The sequence below is a fragment of the Leucothrix mucor DSM 2157 genome, from assembly GCF_000419525.1.
GTDB lineage: Bacteria > Pseudomonadota > Gammaproteobacteria > Thiotrichales > Thiotrichaceae > Leucothrix > Leucothrix mucor.
The window spans coordinates 4,986,364-5,000,207 of sequence record NZ_ATTE01000001.1 but is presented as its reverse complement, the minus strand read 5'-3'; the positions used below and the strand labels follow the sequence as shown (position 1 = coordinate 5,000,207).

Here is a 13,844-nt window from a genome sequence, read left to right as displayed (position 1 = left end):
GTCAGTTACCCAAACAGATCCGATTGCCTCGTTTGCATATCGGCTCTTATTCCCCTCTATTACAAGTCGAAACAGGTGCTCATGAATTTGAATAGCGTCTATGTTTCAACTTCAAGTCAGGACTCATCCAATCATGACGCCAGAACAACGTGAACGCTATGACCGGCAAATTCGCCTCACGGCAATTGGCGAGTCGGGCCAGCAACAGCTATTAGATGCCCGAGTCTTAATTATTGGTATGGGCGGCCTTGGCTCACCGGTTGCCATGTACTTAGCTGCGGCAGGTGCGGGGCATTTGGTGCTTAGCGACTTTGATATTGTGGAGCGCTCGAACCTTCAGCGACAAGTGATTCATACTGAAAAGACAGTTGGCCAGCTTAAAGTAGACTCGGCCCGACAGTTTATAGGGTCACTTAATCCATTAACCAAAGTCACCACCGTTGCCAGAGAGCTTAGCGATGAGGATTTGGCGCATCACATTGCGTTGGCGGATGTGGTCGTGGACTGCACTGACAACTTCCCTAGCCGTTTTGAGTTAAACCGTGCCTGCATAAAAGCACGCAAGCCTCTGGTTTCAGGTGCCGCTATTCGTCAGGAAGGACAAGTTAGTACCTTTGATTCCCGAGTTACGGGCAGCCCTTGTTATCAATGCCTGTATCCGGATACTGGAATTGAAAGTGTGACCTGTGCGTTAGAAGGGGTATTAGCGCCAGTGGTTGGCATTATCGGTACCATGCAAGCTCAGGAAACAATTAATGTATTGCTCGGTCGACCAGCTTTGGTAGGAACGCTGTTAATGCTGGATGCTCAATATTTGGAATGGCAACGTATGAAGCTTCCAAAAAATCCAAATTGCACCGCCTGCTCAAATCAGCAAAGTAGTTAATTAGGCAGTTAGGCAGTTAGGCAGTTAGGCAGTTAGGCAGTTAGGCAGTTAGGCAGTTAGGCAGTTAGGCAGTTAGGCAGTTAGGCAGTTAGGCAGTTAGGCAGTTAGGCAGCCTAACGAGGCCTCATCTAAATTGCCAGAGCCTGCAACAAGCAAAGCTCCGGCAATCTTGATATCAATACTTACTTAGAAACCGGCATCCGGCTCAAAGCATCCAGCGCGGCAATTTTGTAAGCTTCTGCCAAGGTCGGATAGTTAAAGGTGTTATCAATAAAGAAGTTCAGCGTCCCTTTGTGCGCCATAACTGCCTGACCAATATGTACTAGCTCCGTCGCACCCTCTCCTACAATATGCACACCAAGCAAACGCTGCGTCTTAATAGAGAAGATACATTTCATCAAGCCGCTGGTTAATCCCATAATCTGACCACGTGCAGTCTCACGGAAACGCGCTACACCCACTTCATAAGGAATATCACGCTTCTGCACATCTTCTTCAGTCATTCCCACCATAGAAATTTCTGGCACGGAATAGATTCCATATGGGAAGTATTCTGAAGTCTCGCTCATTGGTTGCTGATACGCCCGGCAAACCGCAACTCGCCCCTGCTCCATCGACGTAGATGCCAGACTTGGGAAGCCGATTACATCACCCACCGCGTAAATATTGCTAACTGACGTCCGGAAGTTTTCATCAACCGTCACACGGCCACGGTCATCCACTTCTAGGCCACAGTTTTCCAGCCCAAGGTTAGCCGTTGCGCCCACACGACCCGCTGCAAACAACACCATTTCAGCTTTAACCAAGCGACCACTTTGCAAATGGCATAAATGACGCCCACTGGCATGGTCACGCTCAATACGCTCGACCTTATGGCCCAAGCGGAATGTCACGCCACGATCACGTAACTGATTCACCATGTACTGCATGATCTCCCGATCAACGAAATCCAGAATCTTGGTGCGCGGATCAATCAGCGTCACTGAAACATCCAGCGCACTAAAAATCGTGGCATATTCCAGCCCGATAACACCAGCACCGACTACCGCCAATGAGCTAGGAATTTTCTTTAATTTAAGCAGCTCGTCACTATCAATCACGGTCTGGCCATTAAATGGCACATAGTCCGGGCGATAAGGACGTGTTCCGGTCGCGATAACAATCATCGCACCACGTACCATTACGATTTCACCATGCTCCATGCTTACACTTAAGTGGTTCGCATCTTCAAAGCTGGCCTTGCCGTACATGGTCTCAATTTGGTTACGGTTAAATTGGACTTCCTGAATCTCCACCTCATGCGACAAGGTTTTATTCAAACGCTCCAAAATATCGGTTGCCGTAATATTTTCCTTAACCCGATAGCTCAAGCCGTAAAATTCACGCTCGCGCATACCCGACAGGTTCAATACCGTCTCGCGCATGGTTTTACTGGGAATGGTACCGGTATGCACAGATACACCGCCGATCTTTTGCCCTTTCTCAATCACCAATACCCGCTTTCCAAGCTTGGAGCCCTGAATCGCTGCGCTGCGTCCTCCCGGACCACTACCAATAACAATTAGATCGTATTGGTTTTTAGGAATAACCTTGAAGGTAATCTTCTTCGGACTTGGGGCAGGCTTTTCAGCAGATGGCTTGGCTTTTTTTTCAGAGGGTGCATTCATCAGAAAGATTCCGTGCAATAGGCGTTGATTTAGACAAAGATAGCAATTCTCGATAAGTTAACGAAAATTCAGCCGCTAGTCTAACAGGATTCGCTTGATTGCTGGAAAACCTTCAGAAGCTATTGAGAAAATAGATATTAAATGGGAGGGGAAACAAGGATTGCCAAATCGCAGGCATTAAAAAACCAGAGGGAGACAGATAACAAAGTGGCTTTCGTTAAAGGTCTCCGACTGGTCGAGGAGGAGGAAATCATCTTACGGGACCTATAGTAGGGATTTTGCTGCACCGCATCAAGTGAGATAAATTTAGACTTTGAATAGAAAAACTAAACCCAGCCATTCTCCGAACATGGATTCAAAATACCGCAAGCTCAAACAGGTGCAACATGGACATCTCGAAATTAAGCGCCTTAAGAAATACCTGACGCTGTATGGCGCTGGATTATTCTTGTGGATCGGCCATTTGTGGCAGTTACTGCTTGAACAGCTAAAATATATCGACTCAACCACCCACCACTGGGCATGGCGTTGGACCATCGGATTATTTGAAGATCAGCCACAACCTAAGGTTTACCCGATTGTGTATGCTATCGACACAGTGGGTTTTGTACTGTTTCTGTTGGGCTTGTCGTATGTGATTTACTGGATTTACGCGGATACCTATTGCGAATCCTATGAAAAAAACACGACAATCTCATTTAGAAACCAACTATTAAAAGCGGCAGCCTTTAATATCATTACCTATGCCGCGCTCCGCATGATTCTCTAAACGCTTACCCTCACAGGCCAACTGCATGACTTTGGATTCGTTTGATATTGCCATTCTCAACCACCTGCGCGTTGATGCCCGCATTAGCTGGGCAAAACTCGGTGAGCATATAAACCTCTCCGCCTCGGCCACTCAGCGCCGAGTACAGTCATTAGAGCAAGCTGGCATTATCCGTCACTTTACGATTGCTTTGGATAGCGCCGCACTGGGGCAGGAAGTTCGCGCGTTTGTGCAGGTAAAAATCACTCGCCATGATAGCCAAGCAGCCACGCAGTTTAAGCAAGCGGTGCTGACCTACCCCGAAGTACAGGCTTGCCATAAAATCTCTGGCAATACCGATTTTATGCTGAATGTCACGGCGAAGGATTTACCGAGCTTTAGTCAGTTTCTGGAAAATAAGATTTTGTATTTACCGGGTGTAAAAGATGCCTCCTCATCCATTGTACTGGAAAGCATTAAAGAATACGGGCAGCCGGTTTGCAGAACCTAATAATGCCTGCAAACCAATATTGAGGAGCATCTATAGAAGTACACTCACTCAATATGACTCGCTAAACAGGCAGACTCATTCTTTTGCTTAGGCTTTAATCGCTGGCAAAATCGTGCTGCTCATTTCACCAAAGCCGATACGCTTAGCGCCTGCTCTATCGCACCAGCCCCGCATAATCACGCGGTCGCCATCTTCCAGAAAGGTACGCACTTCGCCATTGCTTAGCGTCACAGGCTCTTTACCCCCTTTGGTCAACTCGATCATCGCACCCTCGCTACCCGCATGCGGGCCAGACATTGTGCCACTACCAAACAAATCACCGGCTTGTAAATTACAACCATTCACCGTGTGATGCGTCACCATTTGAGCAACGGTCCAATAGGAGTAGTCAAAATTACTTAGGCCTAAGCGATGAGGCGCTAATCCCTGCTCGCGCATTTGTGCCGTTTCTACTAACACTTCCAATTGCATATCAAAGCCACCGGCTGCGCGGTTTTGGGCAGACTCCAGATAATCTAATGGCTGCGGGTCAGTTTCCGGACGCGTCCAGGCACTGCGATAAGGCAACAATGCCTCCATGGTCACCACCCAAGGCGATAATGTGCTGGCAAAATTCTTGGATAAAAACGGCCCTAATGGTTGGTATTCCCACGCCTGAATATCACGCGCCGACCAATCATTCAGCAAGCACAAACCAAACACATGCGCTTCAGCGTCATCCATCGTCACCGTCTGCCCTTGCGCATTGCCTTGGCCAATAAAAATACCGACTTCCAGCTCATAGTCCAAACGCTTACAAGGACCGTAAACAGGCTTTTCCGCATCTGGCGCTTTCATCTGACTGTGCGGGCGTGGAAAATCTGCACCAGACACATTAATCGACGAACTGCGGCCATGATAACCAATGGGAATCCACTGATAATTTGGCAGCAATGGATTATCCGGACGAAATAAGCGACCAATATTAGTGGCATGGTGAATAGAGGCATAAAAGTCGGTGTAATCGCCAATTCGGGCGGGTAGCGCATATGCCGCATCTGACTGGGCGACTAAACACGCTGCAATCACTGACTCATGCGCTGCACCTGCTCGTAAACCACGCGACAATCCCAAACGCAGCGCCGACCAATGCACCGGCCCCAATGACATCAATTCATTCAAACTAGACTGAGCCGCAGCCGCCAAAGCAATCGCCGCCTCAGCCGTCAATAAGTCGCCCAAGGAGCCTTGTAAATAAGCGTTATTCAGCGCGGCAAGATCAATAACCTGATCACCAATGGCCACACCACCCCGAAAAGCCTCATCGCTTCCCGCTCGGCGAAACTCTGCAAATGGCAAGTTCTGAATGGGAAAGTCAGTCCCTTCCACATTAGCTGAGTTTAGCCAGCTTTGTAGCGACGGGCCATGCGTTTCATTTAATTGTGTCATTGTAAGCGCCCTCAATCAGCTATAAGTACCATCATGCATCCAGCGCGCATGCTGTGGTGCTTTTTTGGTTTCATCCCATTCGTTCAACATATCCCATTTCACCGCATCCAGCTTGCTATCCATCTCTGGCGTGTTGGTGCTAAATGCCAACTCCAAGCGATGACCATTAGGGTCGAAGAAATAAATCGATTGAAATAACGTGTGATTCACCGGACCAATCACCTTAATGTCATCCGCTTCTAAACGCGCTTTGGCAGCCAATAAGTCATCCATACTGTCGACTTTAATCGCCAGATGCTGCACCCATTGTGGGGTGTTTTGATCAGAGCCCATTTCAGGCTTAGTCGGTAACTCAAAAAATGCCAGAATATTGCCGCCACCTGCATTTAAAAATACATGCATGTATGGGTCGGGCTCTTTGGTGGATGGCACTTCATCCTCCGCAATCGCCAGTACAAAATCCATACCTAAATATTTGCCATACCACTCAACCGTCTGCTTGGCATTTTTGCAGCGGTATGCCACATGATGAATTCCCGAGAGTTTCATAATGATCTCCTAGTTAGTCTTTAACACGCCACGATTAATCTGATCACGTTCGATCGATTCAAACAAGGCTTTAAAGTTACCTTCACCAAAGCCATCATCTTGTTTACGCTGAATAAATTCAAAGAAGACAGGGCCTAATAGCGCATCAGAGAAAATCTGTAATAGCAGGCGTGGGGAGCCATCACCTGTGGTGCCATCTAGCAAAATACCGCGAGATTTTAATTCATCCAATGGCTCGCCATGGCCCGGCAAACGCTGCTCTAACATCTCATAGTAAGTTTCAGGCGGCGCGGTCATAAATGGCATGCCATTGGCTTTTAGGCGATCCCAACAAGCGTATAAATCATCACAAGCTAAGGCGATGTGCTGAATACCCTCGCCATTAAATGCCATTAAGAATTCTTCAATTTGACCCGAGCCACCGGCGCCTTCTTCATTAAGCGGAATGCGGATTTTGCCATCCGGTGCAGTCATCGCTTTTGAGGTCAAACCGGTGTATTCGCCTTTAATATCGAAGTAGCGAATTTCACGGAAGTTGAATAGTTTTTCGTAGTAGTTCGCCCAATATTTCATGCGGCCGCGATATACATTGTGCGTCAGGTGATCCAGCGTGTGAAAACCACAGCCTTCAGGATGACGATCAACGCCTTCGACATATTCAAAGTCGATATCGTAAATGGCCGCGCCATCTACGTAGCGATCGATCAGATAAATCGGTGCATTACCAATTCCCTTGATGGCGGGCAAACGCAGCTCCATCGGGCCTGGGGTAATGTCAATTGGCTGCGCGCCAAGCTCCAGCGCGCGCTTATAGGCTTTACGCGAGTCTTTTACCCGAAACGCCATACCGCAAGCCGATGGGCCATGCTCTTCGGCAAAGTATTTAGCTAAGCTATTTTTTTCGCGATTGATAATGAAATTGATATTGCCCTGACGGTACAAATCAACATCTTTAGAACGGTGAGTGGCCACCTTGGTAAAGCCCATCATCTCAAACACAGGCTCAAGCACGCCAGCCTTGGGAGAGGCAAACTCAATAAACTCAAAGCCATCTAAGCCAAGTGGATTTTCAAACAAGTCATTATTATCAGGTGTATTAGTCATGATGAGCGCCTCCATTAAGTGTGATTAGGCGACCATTATGGCGACTCTGGCAGATGAATACCCTGCGAATTTCCCCCAAGAATCAACCCTATACGCAAGATAACGTCGTATTTCACAGAAAAACAATAGAATCCTGCACTGAATAATTAGATAACTAAAAAATCACGCTTGAGCACACGCAACTCTGCGGCTATACATAATCAAAATTGTGAGTTCAACAGGCACAGGTCATCCGAAGCAAGGCGCTAGCCGTTCAAACTTGAGTATAATTGGGGAGAATAATGCGACTGCTTGTGGGAGTAGACTAAATTGTCAAATCGCAGGCATTAAAAAACCAGAGGGAGACAGAGTAACAAAGTGGCTTTCGTTACAAGTCTCCGACTGGTCGAGGAGGAGGAAATCATCTTACGGGTTAGATATTAGTGATTTTGCTGCGTTGCATCAAGCGACTAAACTTTAACCCTCCATTTAGTTTTTATATACCCTAAAAATGAACGTTTCCGGAACCTTTTAAAATGAAAATAATAGCACGCTGGATCATCCTTGTTAGCTGCCTGATGCTAAGCAGTTGCGACCGTGGCCGCCAGCCAATCTTCGATATCTCACTGGAAGGCAAAGCCGCGCCAGACTTTAGCCTGCCACTGCTCAGCGATGACTCGCCATTAAAGCTATCGGATTACCGTGGGAAGTTAGTACTGCTGAATTTCTGGGCGTCTTGGTGCCCGCCCTGCATGCAGGAGCTACCAACCTTTATGAAAATGCAGGCGAAATACGGAGGAGATAAGTTTACGATTTTAGGGGTAGCCACTGAAGATAAAGACACGCTATTGCCGTTCGTGCTCGACAACAAGGTCAACTACCCAGTTACTCATAATTTGGAGCTGGCCAGCAAAGTGGCTGCGGCCTATGGCGATCCGGATGGTGCGCTGCCTTACAGTGTGCTAATCAGCCCTGATCAAACAGTATTAAAAATCTATACCGGAATCATCAAGGCTGAACAGTTTGAAGCGATGTTAGACAAACACTTATAACATGCCTTGATGCACGATAAAGTCGACAATCGTCTGAACGCCGTCGCCGGTTTTCAGATTGGTAAACACATAAGGCTTGTCACCACGCATGCGCTTGGTATCAGTATCCATGACTTCTAATGACGCTCCCACCATCGGCGCTAAATCCGTTTTATTGATAACCAGCAAATCGGATTTAGTAATGCCCGGCCCACCTTTGCGGGGAATCTTATCGCCAGCAGCTACATCGATCACATAAATGGTGAGGTCAGATAACTCCGGACTAAACGTGGCACTCAGATTATCCCCGCCACTTTCAATAATCACAAAATCCAGCTGAGGAAAACGAGCGTGCAACTCATCCACAGCGGCCAGGTTAATCGAAGCATCTTCACGGATAGCCGTGTGTGGGCAACCACCGGTTTCAACACCTACGATGCGGTCTGCATCCATCGCTTGGTTACGAAGTAAAAACTCAGCATCTTCGCGAGTGTAAATATCGTTAGTGACCACCGCCATTTCGAAGCGGTCTTTCATTTCTTTACACAATTGGGTGAGTAGCGCTGTTTTACCGGAACCAACCGGCCCGCCAACACCAACGCGAAGTAACTTACTATCTGTCATAAATATCTCTCAAGAGCGAAATAATCGGGAATACTGTGTTTCATGCTGTCCGCTAAGAATCGCTAATAGCGGCAGGCTTGCGCCAATTTCATCATCGGTCAGCGTCTTGGCTTTTGCCAATAAGTCAGGAATATGCGGGAGTAGCTCGCCAATCAGTTTTTGGCCATCGGTTTGGCCCAGCGGCACCAGCTTAATCGCTGCTGCGACCTGATTCTCCAACCATGACCATAAAAAGCCATGCGCAGCCTGATCCACTTCAATCTGCCATTTCACGCAAGCCAGTGCAAATAAGGTGGTGAAGCTTGCCTTAGGATTACCTTTCCACACTTTTGCTTCTGGCATATTTAACTCGGTAAGCAAGCGCGCCAGTGCGCCGCCCATATGCGCATCTTCTGCACGCAGTTCTCGCGTTTCGCGCTGGGCAAACAGTTCAGTATTGAAGCGTGTAACGGTAGCCTCATCGCCCGCTTGCCATGCCGCATACAGCCGGTAAAACAGCGGCAATTCTAAGCGCGCTAAACCGTTTTTCATGATATCTAAAATCCAACGGCCAGCGCTGTCTCGGTCTGTTAGCAAGCCCACCTCTACCGCAGCTTCCAAACCTTGGGAATAAGCAAAAGCTCCCACTGGCAAACTGGGGCTGGTCAGCTGCATTAAGCGTAATAGTGCCATTTGCCCAGAGCCAGTATCGCAGAGTGAAATACCCGAGCTGGGAGGCTGATTGATATCAGTCCCCATTAGTGTGAATGCTCAGCTGTGGCTGACGCATCATGTGTATGGCTGTGACTATGATCCGCTTCATGACTGTGACTGTGCGAGGCGTCATGGTTATGCTCGTGATTATGATCATGCGAAGCTTCATGGTCGTGCTCGTGATCATTATCGTGGCTGTGACCATGCGAATGGCCATGTCCACCAGTTTGATACGCGCCACCTTCCGGCTCAAAAGCGTCTATTTCAACCGTCACCGTTAAACCAAAACCGCGCACCATTTCATCCAATACATGATCATGTTGATAGCGCAACATACCCGTATCAATCTGCAATGAAATATGACGATTTCCTAAGTGGTAACAAGCCTTAGCCAACTGCAAAGGGTCATCGGTATATACACTGGAAACCTGCTCCTGCGCGGCATTTACCCGCACCACAAAGCCATCCTCAGTTGCCAGTTGTTCACCCCCGCGCAAAATCGAGCCTTTTTCTAAAAACAAACCTGCATCTTCACCCGTATCCAGCGTGACCCGCAAGCGGCTTTTAATGCGTAAATCCAGCGGTAGCGTTACCGAGGCATCTGCTGGCAATTCAGTGCTTACTTTATGTGTTAATCGTCTCATCAGAATAGGAAATAGCGTTGGGCCAAAGGTAAAATTTCAGCAGGTTCACAGGTCAGCAATACGCCGTCGGCACGCACTTCATAGGTTTGCGAATCAACCTCAATCTTGGGTTGATAGTCATTCAGTATCATGTCTTTCTTTTTGACCGTACGACACCCTTTTACCGCGCCAATCATACTGCGTAAATCCAACTGTTGGGCAAGCTGGCTATCCACTGCCGCTTGCGACATAAAGGTCATCCGAGTCGACCAACGCGCCGCGCCTAACGCGCCAAACATTGGGCGATAATGTACTGGCTGTGGCGTTGGAATCGAAGCATTCGGGTCACCCATGGGTGCGTAAGCAATCAAACCACCTTTGATGATCAGGCTGGGCTTAGCGCCAAAAAAGGCCGGTTTCCACATGACTAAATCAGCCAGCTTGCCGACTTCAACCGATCCCACCTCATGCGAGATACCATGGGTAATCGCCGGATTAATTGTGTACTTAGCAATATAGCGACGCGCCCGCAAATTATCATGGTGCGAAGGGTCACCTTGCATACTGCCCCGCTGCACTTTCATTTTATGCGCGGTCTGCCAAGTGCGGGTAATCACCTCACCCACTCGCCCCATGGCTTGCGAGTCGGAAGCAATCATCGAGAAGGCCCCCAAGTCATGCAGGATATCTTCTGCCGCAATGGTTTCACGACGAATTCGCGACTCAGCAAACGCCACATCTTCCGCGATACTAGGGTCTAGGTGATGGCAAACCATCAACATATCCAGATGCTCATCCACGGTATTAATCGTGTATGGGCGCGTGGGGTTGGTTGAGGATGGCAATACATTATCTTCACCACAGGCACGAATAATGTCCGGTGCGTGGCCACCACCGGCCCCTTCGGTGTGATAGGTGTGAATGGTACGGCCTTTAAATGCAGCCATCGTATCTTCCACAAAGCCCGACTCATTCAGCGTGTCGGTATGAATGGCTATTTGCACATCGTAGTCTTCTGCAGCGCTTAAACAGGTATCGATCGCCGCTGGCGTGGTGCCCCAATCTTCATGCAACTTAAGGCCCATTGCGCCGGCTTCGATTTGCTCGTTTAACGCGCCTTGCACACTGGCATTTCCTTTACCCAAGAAACCTAAGTTCATCGGTAAGGAATCGGCGGCTTCCAACATGCGATGCATATTCCAAATACCTGGTGTACAGGTCGTGGCATTGGTGCCAGTTGCAGGCCCCGTTCCGCCACCCAACATCGTGGTGACACCAGAGCTTAGTGCCTCTTCAACCTGCTGTGGGCAAATAAAGTGAATGTGAGAATCCACGCCACCTGCGGTAATAATCGAGCCTTCGCCCGCAATCGCTTCAGTTCCCGGCCCAACCACAATGGTCACGCCATCCTGAATATCCGGATTACCCGCTTTACCGATGCCACTAATGCGGCCGTTTTTAATGCCGATATCCGCTTTAACAATACCCCAATGATCCAGAATCAGTGCATTGGTAATCACCACATCGGCAACTTCCGCATCCAGCCGTTGGCTTTGCCCCATGCCGTCACGAATGACTTTACCGCCACCGAATTTCACCTCATCACCGTAGCGGGTGTAATCTTTTTCGACTTCAATAAACAACTCAGTATCGCCTAAGCGCACACGGTCGCCAGTGGTTGGGCCATACATTTCCGCATAAGCGCGACGATCAATAGTACTCATGATTTAGCCCCCTTGCTGTCCAGCGACCCCATAATGGCACCATTAAATCCATACACTTCACGCGAGCCAGCATAAGCCACCAACGTGATTTCACGGGTTTGGCCAGGCTCAAACCGCACGGCAGTGCCGGCGGCAATATCTAAACGAAAGCCACGAGTGGCATCCCGATCAAATTGCAGCGCGCTATTGGTTTCAAAGAAGTGATAATGCGAACCAACCTGAATCGGGCGATCGCCGAGATTAGCAACGGACACCGTTACTTTGTCACGTCCCTCGTTAATTGTGATATCGCCGTCGCCGACTATGATTTCACCGGGTTTCATAGGCTTACCTCCGCTTAAACTATGGGATCGTGGACAGTCACCAGCTTGGTGCCATCGGGGAATGTGGCTTCTACCTGCACATCGTGAATCATCTCGGCAATGCCATCCATGACATCATCGACGCTCAGCAACGTGCGGCCATAATCCATTAACTCAGCCACGGTTTTGCCATCGCGCGCGCCTTCTAAAATGGCGGCACTGATATAAGCAATCGCTTCCGGATAATTGAGTTTTAAGCCTCTGTCTTTACGGCGCTCCGCCAGCAAGCCTGCCGTAAACAGCATTAATTTATCTTTTTCTCTTGGCGTTAATTCCATATTTCCTCCGTGTATTGACTAGGTGGCCCAAATGCGTGGCGCAACCGCTAAACGGCCATTCACCAGCGGCCGAATTGCCAACCAAATTTTTCTGAATAAATGATGCGCCTGCTCGGTGCTATTGCCTAAATACCGCACAACTAACACATCATCGAGTAATGTTGGAGCAGTATAACCCTCGCCGCCAAAGGCTTTGCAGGCTTGGCGCGCTAGTTCTAAGGCATCGTTTCCGGCCGGTAGCGCCAGCATCGTCGCCATCACCGGATAGCCACTGAGGCCTGCCATGCCTTGTAAATCCCAAGGATTGTCCAGCTGCAAATGCTCCTTGTACAAAGGCTCGCCATCGCGCTGAATGTCGGTTTGAAATAGCAATTCGCCGGAATCAAAGGTTTCCTGATTAGTCGGCCGCCCCAAGCAATGCACTTCCCAACCTAAATAACTGGCTTTGGGATGTAACTGAATTTGTGTTTTAAGCCCTGCGCAGGCACCGGGAAAGAATATCGTTTCCTGTGGCAGCCACTCTAAAGCGCCGCCCTCTTCTACCTTGAATTGCTGAATTTGCTCAGCAAACGGACCGGCAGAGCGATAAAACTTGGTGGCTCCGGGAGTCGTCAGCAAGGCATGTGCCTCGGCTTCTACCGTGACATCTATTATCAACTCATCCCCGCCCACTACGCCGCCGGGGGGATGCAAAACATAGGAATGGCAAACGCCATCTTCCGGATAAAACGCGCGCTGTACGGCTAAGGGACCACGACGACTGCTGCGAGCTAACACGGTGCGCTCAGGTCGAGCGACATAAGCCAGCTCAAGCTTGGCCTTCCAACCAGAGGACGGGTTTATTTTTTCTAAGGGAATGGCAGCCAAGACTTATGATCCTTGTTTAATTTAGAGCACACTACACTCCAAGCAAAAACCAAGCCAACACCGATACAGTGGCACGGGGACTCGCTCCAACGCTAGTCGCCACATCATCCGCACTAATTTGGTGCCAAAATAAGCCTTTGTGCACAAAACTAGTGCCACGTAAAAGTTGCCACTACGCCACGCCTGTGGAACACTGATTTTTTGTGGAGACGATAGTAATAATGAGCGACCAGCCCCTGACATTTAAACTCACCCGAGCCGAGATTGCCGAGCTTAGTAAATATGGTTATATGCGAGTGGAGCGCATTGCCAATGCAAAGCGAAAACTGGATATCGCCAACTGGGTGCTGTCTCTTTTTGTGGTGATCGCACTGGCTAGCCTGCTGCGATTTTATGATGCGTACAAGATCGACTTCAGCTACCTCAATACCTCGCTGATCTTCGCGGCATTGGGCTTGATCGGGTTTATGGCTTTTAGCTCCTACCGACGCAAACTCCACGAACGCTACGCATTCGACGACAATGGCTTTTCACTGGGTGAGCAAACGGTGTCATTTTCAGAAGACGGCGTCGCGTTTAAAACCGCCCATAGCGCGTATTCATTTAGCTGGGAAGCGATCGTCGGCATTGAAAGCACAGATAGTCAGATCTATTTATATATTGATAACTACCATGCATTGCACATTCCCAAACGGGCGTTGGGTAATGGGGCTGGGCAGAGCCATTGGATCGCGTTTATCAATGAACAATACACACGCACCCGTAGCTAA

Annotated in this window: 16 protein-coding genes; 5 read left to right on the top strand and 11 right to left on the bottom strand. The window is 48.8% G+C overall.

Annotated elements, in window-relative coordinates:
• Positions 1–133 precede the first annotated feature (133 nt).
• Complete coding sequence (locus LEUMU_RS0122980) at positions 134–886, top strand: HesA/MoeB/ThiF family protein (RefSeq protein WP_022954648.1); 753 nt, start codon at positions 134–136, stop codon at positions 884–886.
• 182 nt (positions 887–1,068) lie between these two features.
• Here the strand turns inward: LEUMU_RS0122980 and sthA are convergent, their stop codons facing one another.
• Positions 1,069–2,553, bottom strand: a complete 1,485-nt coding sequence (sthA, locus tag LEUMU_RS0122975; protein WP_022954647.1) for a Si-specific NAD(P)(+) transhydrogenase — start codon at positions 2,551–2,553, stop codon at positions 1,069–1,071.
• Positions 2,554–2,902: 349 nt separating this feature from the next.
• Here sthA and LEUMU_RS0122965 point away from each other — a divergent pair, with 349 nt between their 5' ends.
• Together LEUMU_RS0122965 and LEUMU_RS0122960 are read left to right on the top strand one after the other, a co-directional pair.
• The gene (locus tag LEUMU_RS0122965) at positions 2,903–3,322 is read left to right on the top strand and encodes a hypothetical protein (protein ID WP_022954645.1); all 420 of its coding nucleotides are present in this window, start codon (positions 2,903–2,905) and stop codon (positions 3,320–3,322) included.
• Between the two features lie 25 nt (positions 3,323–3,347).
• The gene (locus tag LEUMU_RS0122960) at positions 3,348–3,812 is read left to right on the top strand and encodes an Lrp/AsnC family transcriptional regulator (RefSeq protein ID WP_022954644.1); all 465 of its coding nucleotides are present in this window, start codon (positions 3,348–3,350) and stop codon (positions 3,810–3,812) included.
• Positions 3,813–3,899: 87 nt separating this feature from the next.
• On the opposite strand, the gene fahA is transcribed toward LEUMU_RS0122960, so the two are convergent.
• The 3 genes from fahA to hppD are packed head-to-tail and all read right to left on the bottom strand — an operon-like array spanning position 3,900 to position 6,893.
• The gene (fahA, locus tag LEUMU_RS0122955) at positions 3,900–5,240 is read right to left on the bottom strand and encodes a fumarylacetoacetase (RefSeq protein WP_022954643.1); all 1,341 of its coding nucleotides are present in this window, start codon (positions 5,238–5,240) and stop codon (positions 3,900–3,902) included.
• A gap of 15 nt (positions 5,241–5,255) precedes the next feature.
• A complete protein-coding gene (locus LEUMU_RS0122950) occupies positions 5,256–5,789 on the bottom strand; it encodes a VOC family protein (protein WP_022954642.1) in 534 nt (177 codons plus the stop codon).
• 9 nt (positions 5,790–5,798) lie between these two features.
• Positions 5,799–6,893, bottom strand: a complete 1,095-nt coding sequence (hppD, locus tag LEUMU_RS0122945) for a 4-hydroxyphenylpyruvate dioxygenase (RefSeq protein WP_022954641.1) — start codon at positions 6,891–6,893, stop codon at positions 5,799–5,801.
• Between the two features lie 515 nt (positions 6,894–7,408).
• Between hppD and LEUMU_RS27450 the strand changes: the two genes are divergently transcribed.
• Positions 7,409–7,924, top strand: coding sequence for a TlpA family protein disulfide reductase (locus LEUMU_RS27450; RefSeq protein ID WP_022954640.1), 516 nt, complete (start codon positions 7,409–7,411; stop codon positions 7,922–7,924).
• Here LEUMU_RS27450 and ureG read toward each other — a convergent pair.
• The 7 genes from ureG to LEUMU_RS0122905 are packed head-to-tail and all read right to left on the bottom strand — an operon-like array spanning position 7,919 to position 13,074.
• Complete coding sequence (gene ureG / locus LEUMU_RS0122935) at positions 7,919–8,527, bottom strand: urease accessory protein UreG (protein ID WP_022954639.1); 609 nt, start codon at positions 8,525–8,527, stop codon at positions 7,919–7,921. The genes LEUMU_RS27450 and ureG overlap by 6 nt on opposite strands.
• 9 nt (positions 8,528–8,536) lie before the next feature.
• Entirely contained in the window at positions 8,537–9,265 is a 729-nt protein-coding gene (locus LEUMU_RS0122930) for an urease accessory protein UreF (protein WP_022954638.1), read from the bottom strand.
• Positions 9,265–9,864 carry an urease accessory protein UreE gene (ureE, locus tag LEUMU_RS27445; protein ID WP_022954637.1) on the bottom strand — a complete coding sequence of 200 codons (600 nt, stop codon included), beginning with the start codon at positions 9,862–9,864 and terminating at the stop codon, positions 9,265–9,267. Before ureE ends, LEUMU_RS0122930 begins: the two co-directional genes overlap by 1 nt.
• On the bottom strand, positions 9,864–11,567 hold the full coding sequence (gene ureC, locus LEUMU_RS0122920) for an urease subunit alpha (protein ID WP_022954636.1): 1,704 nt from the start codon (positions 11,565–11,567) through the stop codon (positions 9,864–9,866). Before ureC ends, ureE begins: the two co-directional genes overlap by 1 nt.
• Positions 11,564–11,890, bottom strand: coding sequence for an urease subunit beta (locus LEUMU_RS0122915; protein WP_022954635.1), 327 nt, complete (start codon positions 11,888–11,890; stop codon positions 11,564–11,566). Before LEUMU_RS0122915 ends, ureC begins: the two co-directional genes overlap by 4 nt.
• A 14-nt stretch (positions 11,891–11,904) precedes the next feature.
• Positions 11,905–12,207: an urease subunit gamma gene (gene ureA, locus LEUMU_RS0122910; protein ID WP_022954634.1), complete on the bottom strand. Its 303-nt coding sequence runs from the start codon at positions 12,205–12,207 to the stop codon at positions 11,905–11,907.
• A gap of 18 nt (positions 12,208–12,225) precedes the next feature.
• A complete protein-coding gene (locus LEUMU_RS0122905; protein ID WP_022954633.1) occupies positions 12,226–13,074 on the bottom strand; it encodes an urease accessory protein UreD in 849 nt (282 codons plus the stop codon).
• Positions 13,075–13,295: 221 nt separating this feature from the next.
• Here LEUMU_RS0122905 and LEUMU_RS0122900 point away from each other — a divergent pair, with 221 nt between their 5' ends.
• Positions 13,296–13,844, top strand: coding sequence for a YcxB family protein (locus LEUMU_RS0122900; protein ID WP_022954632.1), 549 nt, complete (start codon positions 13,296–13,298; stop codon positions 13,842–13,844).